This is a genomic window from Sporomusa intestinalis (assembly GCF_055383785.1).
Map to the genome: position 1 here is coordinate 1,190,835 of NZ_AP042390.1, position 24,601 is coordinate 1,215,435.

Sequence of the window (24,601 nt, forward strand, 5' to 3'; positions counted from 1 at the left end):
GTATCTTTTGCCTAACTGGCCGCAAACTTATGGACTCGGCCCGACTATGCTTATTATACCGGGAATTACTTTGGCGGGGCTTATTATTTGTATAGCCTTGGCTGAGGAGACCAATGGTTTAACTTTGGCTCAGGCCGGCTGCGTTGGAAAGCGTGTTAACCGATAGTTATAAAGGATATTCGTTGGAAGAGAAGGCTAAAATAAAAGCTATTTGCACAGTGCCAGAGGGGGAGCAGCCCCCTCTCGTGCCGTGTGTCACATAAAATTTCAACTTTATCAACAATCCACCTGTATACACGGCAGAGCAATGGCAGCAATATACTGGCGGCAAAGAGGGCGTTATGGTTAGAAGTCTTTTCTGCGGACCAGAAAGGGGCTAGCATTTCTGGTGGTTGCCGATCATTCAACTTTATTTGGGAGGGTTGACCATGAACAATATAAAGATTTTCGCCTGCCGGACGCTGGAAGAAGAAGTCATGGCAGTGTTGCCTGGGAATGTAGACTATGAGTTTTTGGAGTATGGGCTGCATAGAACTCCTGATAAGTTGCGTGAAGAACTGCAGAAAAGTATTAATCTATCCCCGGAATACACAATATTGCTTTTTGGCTACGGCTTGTGTTCCAATAGTCTGCTCGGGCTTAAGGCTCCGCAACAAACAATAGTAATTCCCCGGGTCCATGATTGTATCAGTCTGCTGCTTGGTTCCAGAAGCCAGTATGATAAGGAGTTTAAACAGTATCCCGCGACCTACTACCTGAGCAATGGCTGGATTAAACAACAAGGAGATCCTCTAGCCAGTTTCTATCGGTACTGTAAACAATACGACGAAGAAACTGCCCGGTGGGTAATTGATGAAGAATATAAAAATTATCAGCGGCTAGTATTTATTCACACAGTAGGTGATAGTACCGAGGCGGTTAAATACAGCCGGAAGGTTGCAGAATTTTTGCAGGTAGAATTCTCTGAAGCGACAGGGTCCCTACGATATTTTCAGGAATTGGTTAAAGGCGATTGGAGCCAGGAATTTTTAGTCATTCCCCCCGGCGAAAATGCATCGTTATACGACTTCCTGTAAAAAGAAATATACGAGAATAAATATCCTCCCCCAAAAAATAGGAGAAATATTATAAAGTTGGTTGGAGGAAGACCTTATTCCAGCCGTAACTATGCATAGTTGTTAAATTTGCTGTCGTTGACAAAATTGTCTAAATAATATTATAATATAAAAATAATTTAAACAAACGACCAAACAACCAAACATGGAAGCGGAGAAGTACTGGCTGCCCAGGTATTCAAAACCGGGTGTCAAACAGAAAGAAATCAGATGCGGATGCCAGAGAATTCATAAGTATATCTAACGATAGCGGCATCGCCGCAACCGTGTAAAATAAATTATGGGGAGAGGAGGTAATTAATGCAATTAAAAGACAGAAAATTCGTTACTATCAGGAATGACGGCAGCTCCGGTCCTGCAGCGCACTGTGTGCGGAAACCCGGGTATAGACGTAGTATCTCAGCGGCAGAATGCTTTGTCTGCATTGCTGCGGGCTATGGACCTGGAAAACCGGAAGCGGGTTAAGGCGTTTACGGAGGATTCGGCGCAGTCGAGGGTGAGGCGACGCAGGACTGGCAGCCGAACTGTAACTGCCGGCAATCCTGCCTTTGCGGGTCTTTTGGCGGAGTCCGGTGGGACTGAGAGTATGCCATATATGTGAGCTGGAAGTGAAGGCCGATGCAATCCCCAGGTGTACGAAGAACAAATCAGTATGATGGAAATGGTGTTGGACGTAGACAGAGCTGAAATCCATTCGCGATCAGTACTGGATGTTGTAGGAAGGGGAAAAATAATTTATGTCAAATAGTCAAAGCTCACAAAACCGCTCTGTTTTATACATTTCGGCAACGGTATCCTTACTGTTTGTGGCATTAAGTATAGTTCTGCCTGTGCAAATGGACAAGGCAGCTAATGTCGTATTAAGATTTTTGACTACCAATTTTGGCTGGCTGTATCTGCTATCCGTGTTTATTTTTACCTTGACAGCCTATAGTGTTGCCTTTAGTCGCTTTGGCAGAATCAAGCTTGGCCAAGATGACGACAAGCCGGAATTTACCAATTTCCAATGGTTTACCATGCTCTTCGGCAGTGGTATGGGGATAGGCATGGTTTTTTGGTCGATTGCTGAACCGATGATGCATTACATGTCTCCCCCCGTTGGTCAGGGCGGGACCGTAGAGGCTATGCAGTTAGCTATGCGGCTTGTATTTAATGATTTCGGTATTCATGTCTGGATTATTTATACGATTTGCGGTTTAGCCCTGGCCTACTTCCAGTTCCGGAAAGGTCTGCCGTGTATGATCAGTTCGGCTTTTTACCCGCTCCTGGGTGATCGCATTTACGGTCCTAGCGGTAAGGCTATTGATGTTTTGGCGGTCTTTGCCACCATATTTGGCGTGGCTACCAGCTTGGGACTTGGTTCCAACCAAATTGCCACCGGTTTGCACTATATCTGGGGGATTGAGTCCTCACCGGGAATGATTGCCGTCATTATAGCGGTAATGACGGCAAGTTTCACCCTGGCCACTGTCTCCGGCCTGCATAAGGCTATGCAGGCTGTTGCTGATACCAAGGTCTGGCTATCGATTGTTTTTATGGTTTTTATCTTCCTGTTCGGCGGTTCGGTCTTCCAATTGAATATGTTTACTCACACTCTGGGCGAGTATCTGCAGAACTTTATCAGCCAGAGTCTGTGGATGGGGAATGTCGAGTGGGCTCAAGCGTGGCCGGTGTTCTATCGGGCCTGGTATATTGCCTGGGCGGCGTTTGTAGGCCAATTCATAGCCCGGGTCTCCAGGGGCCGTACCATTCGCGAATTTATTCTCGCAGCAACCCTGCTCCCCTCCGGTTTTTGCTTCATCTGGCTGGCGATATACGGCGGGGCCGCCTTCCATCTGGATGCGCTGTCCAATGGTGCCATCCAGGCCGCTGTGCAAGCGGATTATACAACAGCCCTGTTTGTCACGCTTAAACAAATGCCGTTGTATGCTCTTACCGCCCCCCTGTCGCTTGCCCTGATTGTGGCATCTTTTGTCGGCGCAGCCAACTCCGCCACTTATGTACTGGGCATGCTGACCTCCGGCGGGGACATGAACCCCAGTGCAAAATCGCGCGGTTTCTGGGGTATTGCCCAGGGAGCTGTCACCATTATGCTGATTCTGGTTGGTGGTACTGCCGCCATAAAGACCCTGCAGACGGCTTCTATCGCCGCCGCTTTCCCCTTTATGCTGATTATGCTGGTCATGTGCTACAGCATATATAAAGCTCTTTCTGAGGAACAGGTTTAAGGTAAAACGATAACAAACACTATATAACAAATTGCTGTATCTGCACTCCGCCGGGACCTCAATACCGGCGGAGTGCGTAATATACCGGCAAAATAAGTCATGCGAAAGAGTGGTGTAAATTTGGTATTAACTCGCAAAAACCAGTCGACTATTCTGAGCCATATATAGACCATCGTGGAAAAAGCCGCGTGAACGGTTCTGTACAGCGCGGATATAGTGCGGTATAATCAATATGTAAATCTGATGGAAAGATGGTGAACCTGTGGTAGCCTTATGCCGCATACGAGAAAAAAGCCTGATCGCTGTTCGTGCTTCTAATGTGAAAATACGTTAACTATCCCTCCAATCCGCGAATTTGGAGGGTTCTTTATATACATATACATATACATTTACATTCAGGGCGCTAGCCGGTGGAGCGCTAGTAAATACGAACCCTGCCGGCCAAAGAATAAGCAGCGGCTACAGGCCGCCGGCATGTGCCAACAACTTTTAAAGGGGGATTATTACCTGAAGACAACCAACAAGGTTCAGTCGGCCTGGCTGTTAATGCTCAGTGCGGCGGCCATATTAATGATTACAATGGGAGCCAGGCAGTCGGTCGGCCTTTTTGTCAACCCGCTGGATGCAGCTACCGGCCTGGGCATTGTATCTATTAGCTTTGCCCTGGCCATCGGCCAGTTTGTGTGGGGCCTGGCCCAGCCAATATTCGGGGCCGTCGCCGATAAAAAAGGGTCTTATTCTGTGCTTGTTTTTGGCACTCTGCTGCTGGCGGCCGGGCTGGCGCTAACCCCGCTGGTGCAGTCCGAATGGTCGCTGATCCTGACCATGGGCATATTAAGTGCCGCCGGGGCGGGGGCGGGCAGCTTCTCGGTGCTGATTGGCGCGACTTCCGGGCAGCTGCCTGCGGACAAACGCGCTTTTGCCGGCGGCTTTATTAACGCCGGCGGCTCGCTGGGCCAGTTTGTATTTGCCCCGCTGCTGCAGGCCATTATCAGTATGTTTGGCTGGGTAGCGGCTATCCTGACGATGGCGGCCACAACCCTGCTGTCAATTCCCCTGGCCTCGGTGCTGTGCCGTGGCTCGGCGGCGGCCGTGCAGGCCGCGGCCGCTCAGGCACCGGCGGTGGGCTTATATCAGCAAGTCTGCCAGGCCATGCGCAACCCCAGCTATTTATGCCTGCATGCCGGCTTTTTCACCTGTGGCTTCCATGTGGCTTTTTTGGTGACCCATTTGCCGGGAGAGGTTGCTTTATGCGGCCATACCGCCAGCGTCTCCGCCGCTTCGCTGGCGCTTATCGGCCTGTTTAATATAGCCGGCAGCCTCCTGGCCGGGGCGCTGGGCACCCGGTATCGCATGAAGTATATCCTTGCGGTCATGTATGCCAGCCGGGCGGTAATGATTGTCATGTATCTGCTGGCGCCGAAGACCCCGCTTACCTTTTATATATTTGCCGCCGGGCTGGGCTTCACCTGGCTGGCTACCGTGCCGCCGACAGCCGGGCTGGTGGGCAAACTTTTTGGTACCCGCTACCTGGCCACTTTATTTGGCCTGACGCTCCTGACCCATCAAATCGGCGGCTTCCTCGGCGCCTGGCTGGGAGGGCTGGCTATGGCCCATGCTGGCAACTACCAGTGGATGTGGTACGCCGATATGGTGCTCGCCGTTTTGGCTGCGGCCGTTAATCTGCCAATTAAGGAAGCCAAGCTGGGGGCTAAAGAGGCTATCGCGTAAAGATACAGTAAGAGCCATATAACTGTTAGTAAACAAATAGAAACATGATCATTTCCCGGTGCTTGGGAAAGGTCATGTTTCTATTTGTTTTGCGAAGAGATTACTGTTGTTGGTATTGAGGTTCCTGATTTTCCACATATTTTTGTCTGCTTTTTAAGGTTTCGACCGCATTATCCAGGGTTGTCGCCAATTGCTCGAAGGTTTGTTTGGCCTGCTGGTCCTGCGTTTCCAATGAGAAGGTTTTCATTGACGCCGCCGCGCTTTGCACGGTGGCGATAGCCTGCGTCATTTGTGTGCCTACTGTCATTTCTTCACCTCCTTTAAAGGCTCTCCCGCTATCCTTTCGGCTTGCAGAGCAACGCTGCTAAAAAGCCGAAAATGATCGCCGCCGAAATACCGGCGCTGGTAATTTTAAAAATACCTGTCAATACGCCGACAAGGCCGCTTTTCTCCGCCTCCTGGAGGGCTCCTTTGACTAATTGATTGCCAAAGCTGCTGATGGGGACAGAAGCTCCGGCGCCGGCAAATTTAACTAGGTCGTCATAGAGACCGAAACCGCCTAAAACGGCGCCGGTTATTACCAGGGTTACCATGGTATGGGCCGGCGTCAACTTCAGCCCGTCCATCAGGAGCTGGCCCAGCACACAGATGGCGCCGCCAACAATAAATGCCAGAATAAACTTCTCCAAACGTAAGCCTCCTAGGTTACATTTCTATTGCTACTGCATAGGCAATGCAGGGTATGGACTCTTTTTGCTGGTAAGACATCGGCGAGAGCAAAGCACCGGTCGCTATCACTAAAATCCGGTTCAGTTCACCGCGGCGCAGCCTGTTTAAAAAATGGCCGAAGGTTGTTGTGGCAACACAGGCGCAACCGCTGCCGCCGGCGAGAACAGGCTGCTTTTCTTTATACATCAAAAGACCGCAGTCAGTTAATTTTTCCACCGGAATGGCCAGGCCATGTTTTGTGAGCAAATCGCCGGCGATGCGGTGACCTACCCGGCCCAGGTCGCCGGTCGCAATGAGGTCGTAGTGATCCGGGGTCAAGTTCATATCCCGGAAATGAGCCTCGATTGTATCCACTGCTGCCGGCGCCATGGCTGCTCCCATGTTAAAGGGGTCGGACAGCCCCATATCAATCACCCGTCCAATCGTTGCCGCGACCACCCGGGGGCCGGTGCCCTGACCGGCAACAACGGCGGCGCCGGCGCCGGTAACGGTCCACTGGGCAGTGGGCGGTTTCTGGGCGCCATACTCAGTAGGATAGCGGTACTGCTTTTCACAGGCGGCGTTATGGCTGGACGTCCCCACCAGGGCGGTCTTGGCGAAGCCGCTGTCAATCATCAGCGAGGCTAAGGAAAGACCTTCCATCGAACTGGAGCAGGCCCCATAGATACCCAGGTAAGGAACGGCCAGGGTACGGGCAGTAAAGCTGCTGGGCATAATCTGGTTAATCAGATCACCGCTGAGGAAAAACTGGATATCCTCTTTTTTGAGTCCGGCTTTTTTAATTGCCGTCTCACAGGCTTGTTCCAAAAATTTTTTCTCTGCTTGTTCATAACTGTCCTGTTCAAGCCAGATATCGCCGTGAAGCAGGTCGAAATCGTCCGCTAAATTGCCTGCGGCTTCAAACGGCCCGCCGATAGCGGCTGAGCCAATGATTACCGGTTTTGTGGTAAAAACCCATGTTTGATGACCTTGCAGCATTCACATTCCACCTAACTCCGTGATGAGTACTTTAATAATTGCGACAATGAAAGCGGAAAAGACGCCAAAAACAATAACCGGGCCGGCGATTTTAAACATATTGCCGCCGACGCCTAATACCAGCCCTTCGCTTTTGTGGTCAAGCGCGGCCGATGCGATCGTATTGGCAAAGCCGGTAACCGGAACGGCAGTGCCGGCACCGGCCCATTGGGCAATGTGATCGTATACGCCAAGCGCGGTAAGCAGCACTGCGATCAAAATAAGAACCGCAACGGTTGGATCACCGGCTGTCTTTTCATCAAAGTTAAAATAGGTCATGAAAAACCACTGTATTCCCTGACCGAGCGTACAGACAAGGCCGCCGGCGACAAACGCCCGGAGGCAGTTTGCCAGTAGCGGACGCTGTGGCTCCCTGGCCCGGGCAAAGTCCTGATACTGCTGCTGGGCGGGGGTTAGATTCTTCCTTTTACTGCTTGACAATATAATCCACCTCCTTAACGCAATAAATAGGGCTTCAGTTTTTCCATAAGCTGCTCCAGCCGGCCGGCATGGTTGGCGTACATTTTCTGAGCCGCTTCATCCTGGGTCGCCAAGGCGAAGGTTGTGAGGTCAGCCTGGGATTTTTCAAGATTCGCGTAGAGCATTTCTCTGACCTCGGGCTGAGGGAGCTGGATAGAATCATCAAACAGATCCAGGTATAAATCGCCGGCAGCATCGACCTGACCGATAAACACATTATCCAGTGATACGCCCCTTGTCTCCAACTGGGTGCCAAGCCACTCCCGGTTAAGGCCCAAAGCAAACAGGGATTCATTTAATATGGTGCCGTCAAGGACCACGGTCTGCGGCTCGGCCAGCGGAGCTGTTTTTATCCCTACAGCGGCAGCCGCTACCGGCTGTTTCCCGGCTTTCAGCAGGACATTAATTTCGCCGGTGTCTTCCATGACCGCAAATTCCACATCGGCCAGATTATAGGCATTTTTAGAACGCAGCTCCCGCAGCAGCTCTTCCCCGGTTAACCTTGCCTGCAGCAGATTTTCTTCCAGTATTTTTCCCTGCTTGATCAACACCGTCTCTTGCCCGTTAATAAGATCATGCAGCCATTTGCTTTTTACAGACAAATACTCCAGGGCGACGGGAAAGAAAACCCAAACGCCGAGCGCAATCAGGCCAAAGGCCGGGTTGGGGATTGCATTTAATGACAGTAAGGCGGCAATTACCGCGATTACGATATAGCTTACAAACCGAAACGGTGTTAGGCGGGCGATATTCCGTTTGCCCATGACTCTGATTAAGAAGAGGGACAGCAAGAATACGGAAATTGAGCTGAATAGAACCTGTAGCCATGCCTGCATATTGTTATCTCCTACTAATTGCCTTTATATTGTGGCTCCTGATACTCCAACGTCTGCAGTCTTTTCTCCAGATCATGGATAACGGCATCCAGAGCATCTACCGCTTCATGATAGGCAGACATGGTTTCCTCATTGCCCGCCTGGAGGGCATACAGTCTTAACGTACCCTGGCTGCCTTTCAGACTGGCTAGTGTTTGTTTGACCTGCGAAGCAACTGTCATGGCATTACCTCCATTTACCAATCTATTATTTCAGTTAGCGGGGAATTTAATGCAATTCATTCATTTCTAATTTTTGGGAATGATAAAAGCGCGAGCTATGTGAAAGCTATACAGATAGAGTAGGCAAAGGAGGAAGATAATTATGGAATGGCAGGAGTATATCCGTGATACCTGGCAAACTACGCTGGTATTCTTAAGCCTGCTGGTTTTTACCCGGTTTCTTGGCAAAACGCAGGTCGGGCAGCTAACCTTCTATGAGTATGTAAGCGGAATAACAATCGGTTCCCTGGCCGCCAATATTGCCGCCGCCGATGTGGATAAGGTGTGGAACCATTATTATGATATGGTCCTGTTTGTCGTCTTAACCTATGTACTGTCACTTATTACCATCAAAAGCCGTCCGCTCCGGAAACTAATTGACGGCTCGCCGACGATTGTGATTGAGAATGGACGTATTATTGAAGAAAACATGCGGACTCTGCGGTATGATATTGACGAGCTGAGTGGACATCTGCGCCAACAAGGCGTTTTTGATCCCGCCGAAGTACAATACGCGATTCTGGAAATTACCGGTGATTTAAGTGTTATCAAAAAAGCGGACTATCAGCCTGTGACCAAAAGCGATGTCAGCCTGCATCTGCCTGACCCCTCGTTCCCGGTGGAACTAATCATGGACGGAGCAGTCATTGAACAGAATTTACATAAGCACAACTACTCTCAGGCCTGGCTGGAACAACAATTAGCGGCCAGGAACATCAGCGATCTGTCCGAGGTAACCTATGCCGGCATCGACTCGAAGGGACAGCTGTTTATTAACCGCAAAACCAGCTCCAGTTATCCTAATAAAAGCAGTAGTGAAGAATAACTTGGAATGAACCTCGTTTAGTAGACACGTAGAAGTTAAAATGGACTAAATTTGCTGGTCAAACTGCCTTGGGGATAGGTACCCCAAGGCAGTTTGTTTTCTCTGCCTGTTGTCAAATATCTTGATGTAATTTTAAAGACGGATTTTTTAGCTACTTCCCTACTTGTAAAGATTCCGCTGTTTCGTACTAATTCCGTCTTTAAGGTTTTCATGGAATGACTCTGCTACAGCATCATCATAAGGATTTCGAACATTAAGGGGTAATTTAAATAGCCTTTCGTTACTAAAATAGTACTTTTTTCCGATTTATTATAACCGATAATAAGCGTACTATTATAATTGTAAATTTATTATAATCCTGATAACCATAGTGTGTGGCTTGATTTGTGTTAAGAGTAATTTTGCTGGAGCAATGCAAACAGCGGCCTGCTATAATACAACGCAAGCGGTATGGAGGAGGAGGTTAAGTGAACGAACGATCTATAGGAATTTTAGGCGTAGGTTCATATTTGCCGGACAAAATTGTTACCAACCAGCAGTTGGAGGTAATGTTTGATACGTCAGATAAATGGATTGTTGAGCGCACTGGTATCCATGAGCGACGTATTGCACAGCAAAGCGAGGCTACATCCGAACTAGCCACAAAAGCCGCTGCCAGGGCACTCTTGGATGCTGGAGTCCACGCCGCAGAGATTGATCTTATTATTGTTGGGACTGTTACACCAGATCTGCTTTTTCCGTCTGTCGCCTGCCTAGTGCAAGCGAATCTTCAAGCGATTAATGCGGTTGCTTTTGATCTCACCGCAGTATGTTCAGGTTTTATATATGGCCTTATTACCGGCAGTACATTTATAAAAGCAGGCACTTATAAAAAAGTACTCGTAATTGGTGCAGAAACCCTATCTACAATTACTGACTGGGAGGATCGGAATACCGCTATCTTATTTGGTGATGGAGCAGGTGCTGTCGTACTAGGCGAAACAAAGTCAGGTTATGGAATTCTCGGTATGGACTTGGGCGCGGACGGTGGCGGTGGCGACCTTCTGCTAGTGCCTGCAGGTGGAACACGTCAGCCTGCATCCGCGGAAACCGTGGCAAACAGGCTGCACTTTATTCATATGGATGGTAATGAAGTCTTTAAATTTGCAGTAAAAATAATGGGTGAAACCCTAAATAAAGCTCTTACTAATGCCAGGCTATCTCCGACAGACGTCACCTATCTTGTGCCCCACCAGGCTAACCTGAGAATTATCCAATCGGCTGCTAAACGTTTAGGCCTGCCAATGGATAAGGTAATCGTTAATGTTGATAAATATGGCAATACTTCGGCTGCGTCGATTCCAATCGCTTTAGATGAAGGCGTTAAAGATGGTAGAATACAAAATGGCGATATAATCGCATTAGCGGGCTTTGGGGGTGGGCTTACCTGGGGGGCAACTATTATTAAGTGGTTAAAGTAATAACTACTTCTACTGTCCAGTAAATAGAGCTCAGTTTGTATTTTGATAATAAATATAAAATTATGCCATAAAAATAAAACAAAATCAATAGGAAAATAGTATTCATTATATTACAAAAAATCATTAGTTTTATTGAACCCCATGGTAATTGATAGTCAAAAACTATAAAGATAAAATTGAAGCAAATGTTGAGGTTTTTTAAAGCTACATACATTGAACGATTAATTGAAGTTTATAGGAGGATTCGAAGATGTATAATGTTCAGATGCCCAAATTTGGCATGACCATGGAGTCTGGGGAAATTAGTGAATGGTATGTAAAGGAAGGGGACAAAGTGACTAAAGGCCAGGCACTATGCGAAATATCTTCAGAGAAAATAACCAATATGCTGGAATGTTACACTGATGGCACGATAGATAAGATTCTAGTTGAAGAAGGTGATGAGGCTCCAATCGGTACTGTAATTGCAACGATCATAGAAGACTAAATGACTTTTGGAGGTTAATAAATATGGAATCTTTAACTCCTGGTACAATTACCGAGGATGGGAAGGAGATATGGCAAACACTGCCTATCACGGGGGCACGTAAAGCAATTAAAGTGAATTTAACAGAAAGCCTGCAGACAACAGCGCAAGCTAGTTCCTTTATAAAACCGGATCTTACCAAGCTTGTGGAATATAAAGAAAAATTAAAGGCAGCAGGCCATAAAATTAGTTATACGGCTTTATTTGCCAAACTGGTATCAGTGATACTGCAGAAAGATCCTACATTGAATTGCACCTCTACAGATAAAAAGATTATTATGTATAAATCAATCAACATCGGAATCGGAACAGGGGGGCCAAAGGACTTACTATATGTGCCTGTAATTAAAAATGTTGAAAACAAAGGCATCTCTCAAATTGCGGATGAATTGAAAACTTTGAGCCAGAAGGTAGCAGCAGGAACCTTTACAAAAGAGGATATGTCGGGCTGTACATTTACGTTATCCAGCCTGGGCATGTATGAGGTTGGGGCATTTACTCCCATTTTGAATCTCCCGGCGATGGCTATTATGGGAGTCGGCAATATCTTTTATGAGCCAGCCTGTAATGAGAATAAGGAGATTATTGTAAGGCCGACAGCGTATTTCTCCTTAACAATTGATCATGCCCTTATTCAAGGCGTTCCGGTAGGAAGATTTTGGAACGAGTTTATTGCTATATTAAAAGACCCAGAACAATATCTGCCTTTGTAATCAAGCGCAAGTTTGGTCAAATTAACAAATTTTTTAAAAATAAGGAGGGGAATATTCATGGAGTATTCAAAGCAGGAATATTTAAAAACCTATGAATTTATGACCTATTCAAGGTTGTTTGAAGAAATCTGTGAAGAGTATGTAATGAAAGGCATTGCAGGAGGCTTCCATCATCTTGGCACCGGCGATGAAGCAGTAGGAGTAGGTGTTTTTGAATCGTTAGGCCCCAATGACTGGATTGTACCTGAACATAGGAGCCGCCCCATGCTTGCCAGATATTTTGGCCAGCATGCATTTATTTCTGAAATGCTTGCCAAGCCAAATGGTTTTAACGGTGGTATGGCGGGCGATACCCATTACTGTGTACCTGCAAAAAAAGCAGGCCCGTATTCTGCTTTACTGGGTCAGTCGCAGGCCATGGGTGCAGGTATTGCCCTTAATTATAAGCTTGACAAAATAGATGGCTGCGTAGTTATCGGCTGCGGCGACGGATCACTGAACGAAGGCGTTATTGCGGAAGCATTGACGATGATTGCCGCTTGGAAATTGCCTGTTGTATGGTATGTTCAAAATAATAGCTGGGGCATGTCTATGCCGAGCAAAAAAATCAACGCTCTCAGTAGTTTGGCGAAAAGAGGAGAAGGCTTTGGCTTAGCGTCTGCTTCGTATGACGGCAATGACGTTTTCCTGGTAAAAGCAGTTATGCAGGAGGCCATGGACAAGGCTCGCAAGGGAGAACCTCAATTTATCGAATTTAAAACTGTTAGATGGGCCGGGCATTTTGTCGGCGATCCGCAATTGTATCGTGATCTGGCTGAAGTACAAGATGCCAGGATGAATACCGATTGCCTCAAATGGTGCAGAAATCATTTGCTGAACCGTAAAATTGCAACTGCAGAAGAATTAGATGCTATTGATGAAGCACAAAGAAAGCTCTTGTATGATGGTTTTAACGCAGCTTTGGCTGAACCAGACAAGACTGCCGCAGATATACTTGAGCCTAATAAAATTTTCGCGGAAATTTACGCAAAGTAATTTGGAGGTGAGATCATGAGTAAAAAATCTATATCACAGGCTATTAATGCAGCTCTCTGTGAAGAAATGACAAGAGATAAAGACGTTTATTTACTGGGTGAAGATATTGGCTTGTGCGCCGGATGCTTTGGCGTAACGAAAGGCATTATTGAAGAATTTGGCGAAGAACGGGTTATTGAAACCCCAATAGCTGAGGCTGGTTTTTGCGCTATGGCAGTTGGATCCGCCGTGGCCGGCAAAAGACCGGTAGTGGAATTAATGTTCGCCGATTTTTGCAGCCTTGCGTTCAATGCTATTGTTATGGAAGCTGCAAAAATACGCTATGTATCCGGCGGGACGGCAAAAGTGCCGGTCGTTTTCCGGGCTGCGCAAGGTGCTGGCGGGCACTTTGGCTTGCAACATTCCAATTGTGTTGAAGGCTGGATGATGAATGCTCCGGGACTGACTATTGTTAGCCCGTCGACACCTGCCGATTACAAAGGCCTGCTGAAGTCTGCCATTCGCAGCGACAATCCGGTTTTATTCCTGGAACATAAGGTGATGTACGGCAAAAAAGGCGAAGTGCCGGAAGGCGATTACACCATTCCGCTGGGAAAAGCGGATGTAGTAAAAGCAGGCAAAGATGTAACGATAATTGCCGGCCAGTTGATGAGAACTTATACAGAAGCGGCAATTAAAGAAGTCGAAAAAGACGGCATCAGTGTTGAACTGATCGACCCGAGAACTATATTGCCATTCGATCTTGAAACTTTCGTGGCATCGGCCAGGAAAACCGGCAGAGTCATTGTCGTTCATGAGCATCCTTTAACAGGCGGCATCGGCGGCGAGTATGCTTCAGCAATCACGGAGCAATGCTTTGCCGACCTGAAAAAGCCGGTTAAACGGGTTGCCGGAGCTGATATCAGTGTGGGCATGGGCGATGTGGAACCGCATATCTTCCCGACCATTGCTTCCATAACTGCTGCAATCAGAGATATCGTAAAATAGGCCATCTAAAGGAGAAGAACAATGAAAGCAGTCGTTTTAGAAGGTACCCACAAACTGGCAGTACATACTGTTGAAGCACCAAAGCCAGATGGCTATCATGTTTTGATCCAAGTCGAAAAAACAGCGATCTGCGGCAGTGAAACGCACTTCTGGTATGATATCGGTGATACGATGCAAGGCACAATACTAGGTCATGAATATTGTGGCACAGTATTGGATCCTGGTGCTAATGAGGATTTAAAAGCCGGCGACAGAGTTACCTCTGAAGCAATGGGGTGCGGGAAATGTGATCTATGCCAGGCAGGCCACCGCAATGTATGCTTCAACACACCGTTATTAATGGGGGGATTTGGGGAGGTTGCTATTTGCGTACCGGCGGCAGCAATCAAAGTGCCTGACCATGTTAGTTCGGTAGAAGCTGCCATGGTAGAACCAATTGCAACCTCCCTTCATGCCGTTAATACCGCCAATATTAAAATCGGCGATAAAGTTTGTATTATCGGTGGCGGAATTTTAGGCTTAGGATCGGCAAATTATGCCAGATTGGCTGGAGCTTCCAAAGTCATATTGGTCGAAGCAAATATGGAAAAAGCTAAAAAAGCACTCGCTATGGGCGATGTTGACGCTATTTTTGATGCAAAAGAAGATTGTGTGGAAAAATTAATGGAATATACAGGCGGGGCAGGATTCGATAGGGTATTTGAATGCTCCGGGGCGGCGCCTGCTGTAACAACTGCGCTTAAAGTTGTCAAAAGGAAAGGGAAAGTCATCCTTGTCGGCGGTTCTCCTACTGATACGAACGTACCCTTGTCAATCGCTTTATTTGGTGAAGTACAAATACTGCCGATATATGCTTACACCAGAACCGATTTCTTAAGAGCAATGGAAACTATTGCCGAAGGCCGGATTAATGTTAAAAAATATGCTACAAGGTTTGTAACATTAGATGAAGTTCCGCAAGTTTTTGAGGATATTAACAACCGCAAAATCAATGATGTAAAAGTAATTATCGATGTAGCCCAAAAATAGTTCAGCCACAGATATTTATGCTATTGAGACAATAGATGTCTTAATATATTTTAAGGAGGTAGGTATTTTGGATTACATAGTCAAATTTGCCGATTACATTGATGAGGCGTTTCAAACACCGTGGGCTCTGCCCAATAAGCCGGATGCACCCTTTGTAAGGATTCTTCGCCGGCTTATGAATGATGAAGATGCCAAGATTGCACTGGCTTTGACGCCGGTGGAAACTACTGCCGAGGAACTTGCTGCTAAATTAGGAAAGAAAGCCGAAGCAATAATACCCGTTTTGGATAAATTGGTAGACGGTGGCGTTATCTTTGATATTATTAGAGACGGTAAACGTACCTTCAAGCTAGTTCCTATCGCTCCTGGCATTCTGGAATTCCAAATGAATAAAAGGACCCTTGATAAAGAAATGGTCGACTTACTAGAAGAATATTACTATGATCTGGCTGAAGGTCAGTATCCTAACCTGTCTGTTGGCACCATGCGTATTGTTCCGGTACAGGAATCCATCGAAGCTGACAGCAAAAGCGCTTCCTATGAAGAACTGATGACCTTTATCAACGCTACTGACAAATATGCTGTTGCTCCATGTCTGTGCCGGTCAATGAAAAGGCAGATGGGCGAAGGATGCGGCCACATGCTGGAAACTTGTATGCTGTTTGGTGACTATGCCGATTACTATGTAAGAACCGGACGCGGTCGTAGCGTCACCAAGGAAGAGTTATTAAAGATCGTCAAACAGGTCGAAGAAGAAGGACTTGTTCACCATGTTTTCTCCTTTGATAAAGGGTTTTCTGAATATGTCTGCAATTGCTGCGGCTGCTGCTGCCTGACGACACGTGGCGTCACCCAGCAGAAGTTACATGACGGCGGCGGTACTACCAGAACCAATTACTGTGCTGAAGTTGATCCTGAAAAGTGCGTAGGCTGCGGTGAATGTGCGGAAGCTTGTATCTGGCAGGCCGTAAAGCTTGGTACCAGCCTGACCGATCCTGCAACCCAATGGACTCCTCGCGATCCGAATGCTGATGATCCAGCTGATACAACCTGGTTAAGAGACCGGTGGGATCCCAACTATCGCAATCGTCCCCTTGTTGCTGAAGGTGGTACGAGCCCATGTAAAACAGCATGCCCTGCTCACATTTCCGTACAGGGATATATCAAAATGGCATCTGAAGGAAAATACAGCGAGGCACTGAAGCTCATTAAGCAGGATAACCCATTCGCTGCAGTCTGTGGTCGGATATGCCCTGCTCCTTGTGAAAAAGAATGTACCCGTAACAAGGTTGACCAACCGGTAGCTATTGATGCGATCAAACGTTTCATCGCCGATCAGGAACTTGAGAGCGGAGCTCGTTTTGTACCTGAGATCAAGGCAAGTCCTGAGACTGTTGGTATGAAAGTGGCTGTAGTCGGCTCTGGCCCTGCAGGCCTGTCTGCTGCTTACTACCTGGCTATTCAGGGGTTACAGGTTACCGTATATGAAAAAGAAGAGGTTCTGGGTGGCATGCTCACACTGGGAATTCCTAGCTTCCGTCTGGATAAAGATACGATCAATGCTGAGATTGCAGTTCTTGCAGATTTAGGTGTTAAGTTCGTAACCGGAGTCGAAGTAGGTAAATACCTCACCCTCGATCAGTTGCGTGCTGACGGGTTCAAGGCTTTCTACTTCGCAGTTGGTGCACAAAAGAGCAGAAAACTTGGTCTTGCAGGCGAAGAGCTCGCAGGCGTTATTCCTGGCGTAGATTACCTCAAAAATGTCAATTATGGTAGACCCGGTTGCAACCTGAGCGGAAATGTTATTGTAATCGGCGGCGGTAACGTGGCTATTGACGTAGCCAGAGCTGCAATCCGGTCTGGTGCTAAATCTGTGAATATGTTTAGCCTGGAGTGCCGTGAAGAGATGCCTGCATGGGAAGATGAACTGGCTGAAGCTCTTGAAGAAGGCGTTGTTCTCAATCCATCCTGGGGTCCCAAAGCCATCCTCCAGCAGGACGGCAAAGTCACTGGTATAGAGTTTAAAAAATGTATATCCTGTGTCGATGAAGAAGGCAGATTCAGTCCGGCATTTGACGAGAACGACACCCAGACAGTGGCAGCAACAACCATTCTTGTTGCGATCGGACAAACTATTGATTGGGCCGGCTTAACTGCCGGTACTGCCTGCAAAGTGACCCCGCGCAATACGATGCAAGTTGCAGAGTTAAGCTATCAGACAGATCAACCGGACATCTTCGCCGGCGGCGATGCCGTAACCGGACCGCAGCTTGCTATTAATGCGATAGCTGCCGGCAAGCAAGCCGCTATCTCTATTCAGCGTTATTTACGCGGCGACAATTTGACCCTTGGCCGTGATGCCAAATTCGTATCCATTAACAAAGACAAAGTGGATGTCGGTGGTTATGACCGCCTGCCACGGCAGAAGTCAGGCAAAGCGGTAGGAGCAGCCAGAGCCCGCACCTTCGAGGATTTGACGGCAACCTTTACGGCAGCACAACTTCGTAAGGAAACTCAAAGATGCCTTAACTGCGGTCAAGCTGTTGTCAATCCCGAATTATGCATGGGTTGCGGTATCTGCACAGTTCACTGTGACTTTGACGCCATTCATATGGTGAAGGTAAGAGATATTCCTGCACCAGATAGCGCTATGGAGTATATCATGGATTCAGTCAAATACAGAGCGGAAAGAGCAGCGCGCATAGAAGCTAAAAAGAAAACAGGGTAAATCCTAATCCATACGACCTATAAAGAAACAGGGGCTGTGGGGACACTTAGAGATAAGTTATCCATAGCCCCTTATACATAATTTCTATTAAATAGGTTGCGCTGCTTTCGTGGGTAATACGAACCAGCGCCAATATGAGTTTCTGACAGGAGATGAAGCACATGAAAGTATATGAGGTTCTATATCAAATTATGTTAATAAGCGGCGACACTGAATTGAAACGGATAACACTAGAATCTGTTAGTCCGAAAAATGCCAAAAGGTGTGCATACAATATTATTTCCCAAGTAAAACCTACTGCATCCAAGACTAAGTTTATGTATGTACGTGAAACAAAAAAACTCAGACAGGTACACATTAAATAGTTTTTAAATGTCTTCAGGCGGCTGTTTGCCGGAAAAGCTAGTAGGCGCTGTAACCCTGAAAAGAGAAAAAAGTATGATTTTATTTATATAAAAGGGTAGCCCTAGACAACACATTAAGGCGATTTAAAAGAAAAACTGAATAGTTTAAAATTTTATATGTAAAGTATAATTGCTTTTGAAAAAAAATTAGGAGGAAACTATAACATGTGCAAAAATGCAGTACAACACCGTGAAGTTGTTGTGGTAGGTATGGCAAGAACGGCAATAGGTAATTTTTTAGGAAGCTTATCTAGTTTGACTGCGGTTGAACTTGCGAAGATAGTTGGTCAAGAGGCCATAAAACGCGCTAATGTTTCACCCCAGGTAATTGATGAAGTACTGGTAGGCATGGTTTACAAACAGGGACTAAAAGGAAATCCGGCCAGACAGGTACAAATCGGACTTGGAATCCCTGCCGCAGGTGGCGCGGCCACAATCGAACAGCAATGCGCTTCCGGTATGCGAGCATTGGAAATTGCAACTCAGCAGATTATTTTGGGAAAAACAAAAGCTGCTTTGGTTTGTGGCTGTGAAAGCATGTCTAATGTTCCTTTCCTGCAAATGCAAATGAGAAAAGGCGTACGGATGGGTGCCTGCACACTGGAAGACGGCTTAATGCATGATGCGTTGATTGATGCATTCAACGGCCAGCATATTGCGATAACTGCTGAAAACGTAGCCGAGAAGTATAACATTACCCGCCAGGAACAGGATGAATGCGCCCTCCTCAGTCAGCAGCGTGCATCTGATGCGATTGCCGTCGGCAATTTTAAAGACGAGATCGTTCCCGTAGAAATTAAAAGCAAAAAGGGCACTGTAGTTGTTGATACTGATGAGCATCCCCGGGCCACAACTATGGAAGCACTTGCTAAGTTGCCCGCGGCTTTCAAAAAGGACGGAACAGTTACCCCCGGTAATGCTTCCGGTTTAAACGACGGGGCCACAGCATTTGTAGTTATGTCCATGGGAATGGCAGTGGAGCTGGGATTAAAACCGCTGTTCAAGATCAAATCCACAACTACGGTAGGCGTTGACCCAAGTATTATGGGTATTGGCCCTGTTTATGCAATTCCTAAGGCAATAGACCAGGCAGGACTGAAGAGGGACGATGTCACTTACTATGAGATCAACGAAGCTTTTGCTGCCCAGGCAGTGGCTTGCTGCCGAGAGCTTAAGCTGGATATGAATAATGTAAATGCCAACGGCTCCGGGATTGCTTTGGGCCACCCTGTAGGCAGCACCGGTTTACGGCTTGTTATGGCCACTTATTCTGAATTGAAGCGGCGAGGCCAGAAATATGGTTGCGGTTCTTTATGTGCTGGCGGCGGACCTGCAATGGCGGTCGTAATTGAAGCACTGTAGTATAAGGAGGATGAAAAAATGCCAAATAGTAAAGTGCTGTTAAAAATTGAAAACAAAATAGCCACCGTTATATTGAATAATCCTCCCGTCAATTCAATAGATCAACAGGCCTTAAACGAACTTGAGAATACATTTGACGGATTGCAAAATGAAGACATCCGGGCCGTAATCATCGCCAGCGAAAACCCCAAAGCCTTTATTGCCGGTGGGGATATCAATCAGTTTGCCGCTTGGGACAGGAAGGGTGGAGTACAAGCTACACAAAGGGGCAATGATGTATTTTTAAAAATCGATCACTTTCCCCGCCCTGTTATTTGCGCCATAAACGGATTTGTCTTTGGCGGCGGGATGGAACTGGCTTTAGCCTGTGATATAAGGGTCATGGCTGTAAATGTTACATTAGGGTTTCCCGAGACAACCCTGGGCATATACCCGGGCTATGGGGGAACGCAACGGCTGCCGCGTTTAATCGGGACGGGAATGGCCAAAAAATTAATATTCAGCGGCGAAAGAATCAACGCGGAAGAAGCCTATCGCATTGGAATTTGCGAACAGCTAGCGGCAGAGGGCAAAGCACTTGAAGATGCGATGAAGATCGCACTGAAGATTGCCCAGGCGGGTCCTGTCGCAGTAAGAGCAGCAAAAGAGATTATCAACCAGGGAATAAATATGAATCTAAAAGATGCCATTGCGCTGGAAACTGCTAATTTTGGCGACATATGCGAGTCCTATGACAAAACAGAAGGGGCTAGAGCTTTTCTGGAAAAGCGGAAACCGGTATTCAAAGGGGAATAGCAGGAAGGATATAGCATGAACAATAAGATTTTTCGTGTATTGGCTATAAATCCCGGAGCAACTTCAACCAAGAACGGCATTTTTGAGAATGAAAAGTGTATTGCCGAAAGCACCATCCGTCATGATTATCAGGAATTGGCAGCATGCGGCTCTATAAAGAATCAAAAAAAGTTGCGTACTGAATTAGTTTTAAAGTTTGTTAAGGAAGCAGGCAGCGAATTGTCGTCATTGGCTGCCGTGATAGGCCGTGGCGGCATTATCAAGCCACTGGAATCAGGCATCTATGCGATTAACGATAAAATGATTGAAGATCTTAGCAAGGAGCCAGCCACCATTCATGCTTCCTCGCTGGCTGGTATTATCGCCCGGGAGATCGGTGACAGTCTGGGGATCCCTTCCTTCATTGCTGATCCTGTTACTGTGGATGAATTGTGCCCGCAAGCCAGGCTGACAGGTATTAAAGGTATTGAGCGGCAACCCATATTCCATGCTCTTAACTCCAAAGCTGTTGCGAGGCGTGTATGTAAAGAATTTGGTAAGAGATATGAGGAAAGCCGTTTGATCGTTGCCCACATGGGCGGAGGTATCTCGGTGGGAGCTCACCTTGATGGCAGAGTTGTTGATGTAAACTCTGCTGCCGCTGGCGAGGGGCCGTTTACTCCGGAAAGGTCAGGCGGGGTACCTTTATTTCCTATCATAGAAATGTGTTATTCGGGGTCTTACAGCAAAATAGAAATCATGGACTTGATTGTGAAAAAAAGCGGCATGCAAATGCATATTGGCACAAGTGATCTGCGTAAGGCCGAAGCAATGATCGCCGCCGGCGATTCCTACGCTGCCCTGGTTGTAGAGACCATGGCCTACATGGTTGCCAAAGAGATCGGAGCCATGTTCGCCGTACTTAGTGGCCGGGCGGATGGCATTATTCTAACTGGCGGGCTTGCTTACAGTACGTTATTTACGAATTACATTAAAGACCGGGTCGAACAACTGGCAACGGTGTATATGTGTCCAGGCGAAGACGAACTCTTGGCCTTGGTGGAAGGTGCACTGGCAGTATTGCGCAGGGAGACAGCCGTCAAACAATATTGATTTTTAAGGACTATAGTTATAAAAAGGTGAAATGAGGGAATTAAGAATGATAACAGATATTAAAAAAGTCGCAGTTATTGGCGCCGGGCTGATGGGCAGCGGAATTGTCCAGGTTGCTGCAACCGCTGGTTATCCTGTCGTTCTTTATGATGTTACCACAGAAATAGCGGAAAAAGGCAAAAAAAATATTCAAGCATTGCAGGACAAGGCTATTGCCAAGGGTAAACAAACCCAGGAGAATGCCGATGCAATTCTTGCCCGGATTACGACTACTGCGAATAAAACCGATTTAGCTGATGTGGATATGCTATTTGAAGCAATCATAGAAAAAACAAGCGTAAAAAATGCACTTTTCTCTGAACTCAACAAAATCTGCAAGCCTAACTGCATTTTTGCTTCCAATACCTCTGGGTTGAGTATTACTGAGATTGGAACTGCTACCGGACGCAGCGATAAATTTGTCGGCATGCATTTTTTTAATCCAGTGCCTGTTATGAAATTAGTAGAGGTTATTCGTGGTTATGACACTTCTGACGAGACTTTTACGACGGCTTTAGAAATGGGTAAAAAAATTGGCAAGGAAGCCATTGCCGTCCAGGAATCCCCGTTATTCTGTGTCAACCGTATCCTTGTTCCCATGCTTAACGAAGCTATATTTGTGTTAAGCGAGGGAATTGCTACGGCTGAAGATATTGACAAGGGCATGGTCTTGGGTTGCAACATGCCTATTGGTCCGCTTGCCTTGGCCGACATGGTGGGACTGGATACCTTGCTGCTGGTAGCGCAAACTCTCTTCCATGAAACCGGTGACAGTAAATATCGTCCCTCCCCGTTGTTGGTTAAGATGGTAAGAGCAGGCCATTACGGCAGAAAGAATGGCCGCGGATTCTATAACTATAACTAAGAATAGGTAATTGATTTGAAAACAGAGAAGGGTTTCTTACCAGAGACCCCTCTCTTAGTTTACATATAGCGAATACAGCAGCAACATGGCTTTAAGGAGTGTTGGAATCATGTTTGAGAAAATCATCGCAGCTGCACAGCAGTCTCCCAAGAAAGTTGCAGTTGCAGCAGCACAGGACAAACCGGTTCTGGAAGCGGTTCTGGCTGCACTGGAGCAGGGCATTGCCATACCCCTGCTTATTGGTGATGAGGCAAAAATAAGGATGCTGGCAAGCGAAATGAGTATGGATTTGTCTAACATTACGGTGCTCAATGAGAAGGAACCAGCGAAGGCAGCGCTGCGTGCAAGCCGATTGGTGCGGGATGGGCAGGCTGACTTTTTGATGAAAGGTCTTTTGCAGACGGCTGACCTGCTAAAAGCCGTGCTTGATAAGGAATATGGCCTGCGAAGCGGATCCATGCTCAGCCATGTTACAATTATCCAAGCAACCAGCTATGGCCGGTTGTTGTTCTTAACTGACGCCGCAATGGTGATGTACCCTGATCTGCGGCAAAAGACCGGGTTGATCCAAAATGCTGTCACAGTTGCCCGGGCAATGGGTGTTATGATGCCAAAGGTTGCTGGTATAGCGGCAGTGGAACTCGTTAACCCGGATATGCCTCCGACCTTGGACGCTGCTCTGCTAACACAGATGAACAGACGCGGGCAGATCAGGGACTGTTTGGTAGACGGACCTCTCCAGCTTGACACGGCGATAAGCGCTGAATCTGCTCAGCATAAAGGGATAAAAGGCAGCGAAGTAGCCGGACACGCCGATATTCTCCTGGCGCCCAATATCGAAGTAGGTAATGCCATATATAAGACGGTTAACCAGATGACTTCCTGCCAGATTGGCGGCCTTATTGTTGGAGCCAGCGCACCGATTGTCTTGACAAGCCGGGCTGATTCTGCCAGGACAAAGTTGCTTTCCATAGCCTGTGCGTCGCGGTTGGCTTTATACCTCAAGTCTTGAATGAAAAAATAGAGGGAGAGAATAAAACATGTCTAAGAGAGTTGATAACAAAGTAGCTATTATTACGGGCGGCGGCAGTGGAATGGGGCAGTCTGCCGTGAGAATTTTCTCCGCCGAAGGAGCCAAAATTGTTATTGCCGAAATCAATGAAAAAAATGGCCAGGCGATGGAGGCTGAAATTCGCGCCGCCGGAGGCGAAGCCCTATTTGTGAAAACAGATGTTTCGTCAGAAGCATCCACGGCTGCTATGGCTAAGGCTGCCATCGAAAAATACGGCAGAATTGACATTCTGTGTCACTTTGCCGGCGCCGGCGGTTCCATGCATTCCGACCAATTCATGGTTTATGGAAAACTATGGGAATTCCCGTTGGAAAGCTGGGAAAAGATGATTCGCATCAACCTAACCGGTACTTTTTTAGTAACTAAGGCGATCGTGCCTCATATGCTTGCCCAGCAGTCAGGAGCGATTGTTTATTGTTCTTCAGAAAATGGAATCAAGGCTGTGCAGAATGCCGATGCCTACACAGCTACCAAGGGGGGCATTGTTGCCCTGACCAGAGTGATGGCAGCAAACGTAGGACCAGACAACATCCGTGTTAACTGCATTTGCCCAGGGGGGGTTGCAACTCCCATGCATGGTGAAGGCTGGGAGAAAATGATTGGCAAAGCTCTTAATGAAATCGGTTTACAAGGTAATCTTCCTATCAATCGTTTAGGGACTCCGGATGAGCAGGCCTATGCGGCGCTGTTTCTCGCCTCTGATGAAGCTAGTTATATTACTGGTCATATTATGCCTGTAGATGGCGGCTGGTATGCGGTCTAATAGTACTAGCGGCCTTTACTGGTATTTAATATTGCAATAGGTTACTGTTGGCGTATTAAACGATAAAGTGGGCTGGCCGCTGCTGGAAGCAATTTATATGATATACTAATTGCGGGCGCTGTGACTGATTAAGAGAAGGAGGAGATACTATGCATGAAACCGGAGTCATGATGGAGATTGTACACCTTGCAGAAAAGCACGCCAAGAAAAGCGGTGCGACAAAGGTGATTAGACTCGTTCTACAGATTGGGCAGTTGAGCGCTGTTATTCCTGACGCCGCCAAGATGTGCTATCCTTTTGTGATTAATGGCACTATGCTGGAACAGTGCAAACTGGTGATCGAGGTGGTACCGGCCATCGGCGTTTGCAAGCAGTGTGATACCACATACAATGTGGTCGAGAAGGAGTTTACATGTCCGAGTTGTTCGAGTGGTCAACAGGAGATCCTCTCAGGCCGCGAGCTTAAAATTAAAGAGCTCATAGCAATGTAAGAAGTTTCCAGCAGCAGA

The 24,601-nt window shown here is 47.1% G+C and carries 24 protein-coding genes and 1 pseudogene; 19 read left to right on the top strand and 6 right to left on the bottom strand.

Going from position 1 to position 24,601, the window contains the following annotated elements:
- Positions 1 to 392: 392 nt before the first annotated feature.
- From ACZ481_RS05400 to ACZ481_RS05415, 4 genes and pseudogenes are all read left to right on the top strand, one after another.
- A complete protein-coding gene (locus tag ACZ481_RS05400; protein WP_464769140.1) occupies positions 393 to 1,076 on the top strand; it encodes a DUF1638 domain-containing protein in 684 nt (227 codons plus the stop codon).
- A gap of 664 nt (positions 1,077 to 1,740) precedes the next feature.
- A pseudogene (locus ACZ481_RS05405) lies at positions 1,741 to 1,863 on the top strand (hypothetical protein); the annotation flags it as partial.
- Positions 1,853 to 3,343: a glycine betaine uptake BCCT transporter gene (locus ACZ481_RS05410; RefSeq protein ID WP_464769141.1), complete on the top strand. Its 1,491-nt coding sequence runs from the start codon at positions 1,853 to 1,855 to the stop codon at positions 3,341 to 3,343. The pseudogene ACZ481_RS05405 and the gene ACZ481_RS05410, both read left to right, overlap by 11 nt.
- A gap of 474 nt (positions 3,344 to 3,817) precedes the next feature.
- Complete coding sequence (locus tag ACZ481_RS05415; RefSeq protein WP_464769142.1) at positions 3,818 to 5,074, top strand: MFS transporter; 1,257 nt, start codon at positions 3,818 to 3,820, stop codon at positions 5,072 to 5,074.
- Between the two features lie 100 nt (positions 5,075 to 5,174).
- Here the strand turns inward: ACZ481_RS05415 and ACZ481_RS05420 are convergent, their stop codons facing one another.
- From ACZ481_RS05420 to ACZ481_RS05445, 6 genes are read right to left on the bottom strand one after another with little or no spacing between them, the layout of a single operon-like run.
- Positions 5,175 to 5,381, bottom strand: coding sequence for a DUF1657 domain-containing protein (locus ACZ481_RS05420; protein ID WP_464769143.1), 207 nt, complete (start codon positions 5,379 to 5,381; stop codon positions 5,175 to 5,177).
- A gap of 28 nt (positions 5,382 to 5,409) precedes the next feature.
- Positions 5,410 to 5,763: a stage V sporulation protein AE gene (gene spoVAE, locus ACZ481_RS05425; protein ID WP_464769144.1), complete on the bottom strand. Its 354-nt coding sequence runs from the start codon at positions 5,761 to 5,763 to the stop codon at positions 5,410 to 5,412.
- A gap of 16 nt (positions 5,764 to 5,779) precedes the next feature.
- Positions 5,780 to 6,781 (bottom strand): stage V sporulation protein AD, encoded by a 1,002-nt coding sequence (spoVAD, locus tag ACZ481_RS05430; RefSeq protein ID WP_464769145.1) that lies wholly within the window; start codon positions 6,779 to 6,781, stop codon positions 5,780 to 5,782.
- Positions 6,782 to 7,261, bottom strand: coding sequence for a stage V sporulation protein AC (gene spoVAC / locus ACZ481_RS05435; RefSeq protein ID WP_464769146.1), 480 nt, complete (start codon positions 7,259 to 7,261; stop codon positions 6,782 to 6,784).
- A 14-nt stretch (positions 7,262 to 7,275) separates the two neighbouring features.
- On the bottom strand, positions 7,276 to 8,136 hold the full coding sequence (locus tag ACZ481_RS05440; RefSeq protein ID WP_464769147.1) for a DUF421 domain-containing protein: 861 nt from the start codon (positions 8,134 to 8,136) through the stop codon (positions 7,276 to 7,278).
- A 14-nt stretch (positions 8,137 to 8,150) separates the two neighbouring features.
- Positions 8,151 to 8,357, bottom strand: coding sequence for a DUF1657 domain-containing protein (locus ACZ481_RS05445; protein ID WP_464769148.1), 207 nt, complete (start codon positions 8,355 to 8,357; stop codon positions 8,151 to 8,153).
- Between the two features lie 142 nt (positions 8,358 to 8,499).
- On the opposite strand from ACZ481_RS05445, the gene ACZ481_RS05450 reads away from it, so the two are divergent.
- The 15 genes from ACZ481_RS05450 (at position 8,500) to ACZ481_RS05520 (ending at position 24,583) form a co-directional block, all read left to right on the top strand.
- Positions 8,500 to 9,222, top strand: coding sequence for a DUF421 domain-containing protein (locus ACZ481_RS05450; protein WP_464769149.1), 723 nt, complete (start codon positions 8,500 to 8,502; stop codon positions 9,220 to 9,222).
- 467 nt (positions 9,223 to 9,689) lie between these two features.
- Complete coding sequence (locus ACZ481_RS05455; RefSeq protein WP_464769150.1) at positions 9,690 to 10,682, top strand: beta-ketoacyl-ACP synthase III; 993 nt, start codon at positions 9,690 to 9,692, stop codon at positions 10,680 to 10,682.
- A 250-nt stretch (positions 10,683 to 10,932) separates the two neighbouring features.
- The gene (locus ACZ481_RS05460) at positions 10,933 to 11,169 is read left to right on the top strand and encodes a biotin/lipoyl-containing protein (protein ID WP_464769151.1); all 237 of its coding nucleotides are present in this window, start codon (positions 10,933 to 10,935) and stop codon (positions 11,167 to 11,169) included.
- A 23-nt stretch (positions 11,170 to 11,192) separates the two neighbouring features.
- The gene (locus ACZ481_RS05465; RefSeq protein ID WP_464769152.1) at positions 11,193 to 11,921 is read left to right on the top strand and encodes a 2-oxo acid dehydrogenase subunit E2; all 729 of its coding nucleotides are present in this window, start codon (positions 11,193 to 11,195) and stop codon (positions 11,919 to 11,921) included.
- Positions 11,922 to 11,978: 57 nt separating this feature from the next.
- The gene (locus ACZ481_RS05470) at positions 11,979 to 12,956 is read left to right on the top strand and encodes a thiamine pyrophosphate-dependent dehydrogenase E1 component subunit alpha (protein ID WP_464769153.1); all 978 of its coding nucleotides are present in this window, start codon (positions 11,979 to 11,981) and stop codon (positions 12,954 to 12,956) included.
- Between the two features lie 15 nt (positions 12,957 to 12,971).
- Entirely contained in the window at positions 12,972 to 13,943 is a 972-nt protein-coding gene (locus ACZ481_RS05475; protein WP_464769154.1) for an alpha-ketoacid dehydrogenase subunit beta, read from the top strand.
- A gap of 21 nt (positions 13,944 to 13,964) precedes the next feature.
- Positions 13,965 to 14,972, top strand: a complete 1,008-nt coding sequence (locus tag ACZ481_RS05480) for a zinc-dependent alcohol dehydrogenase (protein WP_464769155.1) — start codon at positions 13,965 to 13,967, stop codon at positions 14,970 to 14,972.
- A gap of 67 nt (positions 14,973 to 15,039) precedes the next feature.
- Entirely contained in the window at positions 15,040 to 17,700 is a 2,661-nt protein-coding gene (locus ACZ481_RS05485; protein WP_464769156.1) for an FAD-dependent oxidoreductase, read from the top strand.
- Positions 17,701 to 18,269: 569 nt separating this feature from the next.
- Positions 18,270 to 19,466, top strand: coding sequence for a thiolase family protein (locus ACZ481_RS05490; protein ID WP_464769157.1), 1,197 nt, complete (start codon positions 18,270 to 18,272; stop codon positions 19,464 to 19,466).
- Positions 19,467 to 19,484: 18 nt separating this feature from the next.
- Positions 19,485 to 20,261: an enoyl-CoA hydratase/isomerase family protein gene (locus ACZ481_RS05495; RefSeq protein ID WP_464769158.1), complete on the top strand. Its 777-nt coding sequence runs from the start codon at positions 19,485 to 19,487 to the stop codon at positions 20,259 to 20,261.
- A gap of 15 nt (positions 20,262 to 20,276) precedes the next feature.
- Positions 20,277 to 21,353: a butyrate kinase gene (gene buk, locus ACZ481_RS05500; RefSeq protein WP_464769159.1), complete on the top strand. Its 1,077-nt coding sequence runs from the start codon at positions 20,277 to 20,279 to the stop codon at positions 21,351 to 21,353.
- Between the two features lie 46 nt (positions 21,354 to 21,399).
- Complete coding sequence (locus ACZ481_RS05505; protein WP_464769160.1) at positions 21,400 to 22,257, top strand: 3-hydroxyacyl-CoA dehydrogenase family protein; 858 nt, start codon at positions 21,400 to 21,402, stop codon at positions 22,255 to 22,257.
- A 109-nt stretch (positions 22,258 to 22,366) separates the two neighbouring features.
- Complete coding sequence (locus ACZ481_RS05510; RefSeq protein WP_464769161.1) at positions 22,367 to 23,269, top strand: phosphate butyryltransferase; 903 nt, start codon at positions 22,367 to 22,369, stop codon at positions 23,267 to 23,269.
- A 28-nt stretch (positions 23,270 to 23,297) separates the two neighbouring features.
- Complete coding sequence (locus ACZ481_RS05515; RefSeq protein WP_464769162.1) at positions 23,298 to 24,092, top strand: SDR family NAD(P)-dependent oxidoreductase; 795 nt, start codon at positions 23,298 to 23,300, stop codon at positions 24,090 to 24,092.
- Between the two features lie 149 nt (positions 24,093 to 24,241).
- On the top strand, positions 24,242 to 24,583 hold the full coding sequence (locus ACZ481_RS05520; protein ID WP_464769163.1) for a hydrogenase maturation nickel metallochaperone HypA/HybF: 342 nt from the start codon (positions 24,242 to 24,244) through the stop codon (positions 24,581 to 24,583).
- Positions 24,584 to 24,601: the final 18 nt, after the last annotated feature.

Bases quoted from the DNA above. Each gene is read 5' to 3' on its own strand.
- ACZ481_RS05410 (WP_464769141.1), top strand. From the start codon at position 1,853: ATGTCAAATAGTCAAAGCTCACAAAACCGCTCTGTTTTATACATTTCG.
- ACZ481_RS05415 (WP_464769142.1), top strand. From the start codon at position 3,818: ATGTGCCAACAACTTTTAAAGGGGGATTATTACCTGAAGACAACCAAC.
- ACZ481_RS05420 (WP_464769143.1), bottom strand. From the start codon at position 5,381: ATGACAGTAGGCACACAAATGACGCAGGCTATCGCCACCGTGCAAAGC.
- spoVAD (WP_464769145.1), bottom strand. From the start codon at position 6,781: ATGCTGCAAGGTCATCAAACATGGGTTTTTACCACAAAACCGGTAATC.
- ACZ481_RS05440 (WP_464769147.1), bottom strand. From the start codon at position 8,136: ATGCAGGCATGGCTACAGGTTCTATTCAGCTCAATTTCCGTATTCTTG.
- ACZ481_RS05445 (WP_464769148.1), bottom strand. From the start codon at position 8,357: ATGACAGTTGCTTCGCAGGTCAAACAAACACTAGCCAGTCTGAAAGGC.
- ACZ481_RS05450 (WP_464769149.1), top strand. From the start codon at position 8,500: ATGGAATGGCAGGAGTATATCCGTGATACCTGGCAAACTACGCTGGTA.
- ACZ481_RS05460 (WP_464769151.1), top strand. From the start codon at position 10,933: ATGTATAATGTTCAGATGCCCAAATTTGGCATGACCATGGAGTCTGGG.
- ACZ481_RS05465 (WP_464769152.1), top strand. From the start codon at position 11,193: ATGGAATCTTTAACTCCTGGTACAATTACCGAGGATGGGAAGGAGATA.
- ACZ481_RS05470 (WP_464769153.1), top strand. From the start codon at position 11,979: ATGGAGTATTCAAAGCAGGAATATTTAAAAACCTATGAATTTATGACC.
- ACZ481_RS05475 (WP_464769154.1), top strand. From the start codon at position 12,972: ATGAGTAAAAAATCTATATCACAGGCTATTAATGCAGCTCTCTGTGAA.
- ACZ481_RS05480 (WP_464769155.1), top strand. From the start codon at position 13,965: ATGAAAGCAGTCGTTTTAGAAGGTACCCACAAACTGGCAGTACATACT.
- ACZ481_RS05490 (WP_464769157.1), top strand. From the start codon at position 18,270: ATGTGCAAAAATGCAGTACAACACCGTGAAGTTGTTGTGGTAGGTATG.
- ACZ481_RS05495 (WP_464769158.1), top strand. From the start codon at position 19,485: ATGCCAAATAGTAAAGTGCTGTTAAAAATTGAAAACAAAATAGCCACC.
- buk (WP_464769159.1), top strand. From the start codon at position 20,277: ATGAACAATAAGATTTTTCGTGTATTGGCTATAAATCCCGGAGCAACT.
- ACZ481_RS05505 (WP_464769160.1), top strand. From the start codon at position 21,400: ATGATAACAGATATTAAAAAAGTCGCAGTTATTGGCGCCGGGCTGATG.
- ACZ481_RS05510 (WP_464769161.1), top strand. From the start codon at position 22,367: ATGTTTGAGAAAATCATCGCAGCTGCACAGCAGTCTCCCAAGAAAGTT.
- ACZ481_RS05515 (WP_464769162.1), top strand. From the start codon at position 23,298: ATGTCTAAGAGAGTTGATAACAAAGTAGCTATTATTACGGGCGGCGGC.
- ACZ481_RS05520 (WP_464769163.1), top strand. From the start codon at position 24,242: ATGCATGAAACCGGAGTCATGATGGAGATTGTACACCTTGCAGAAAAG.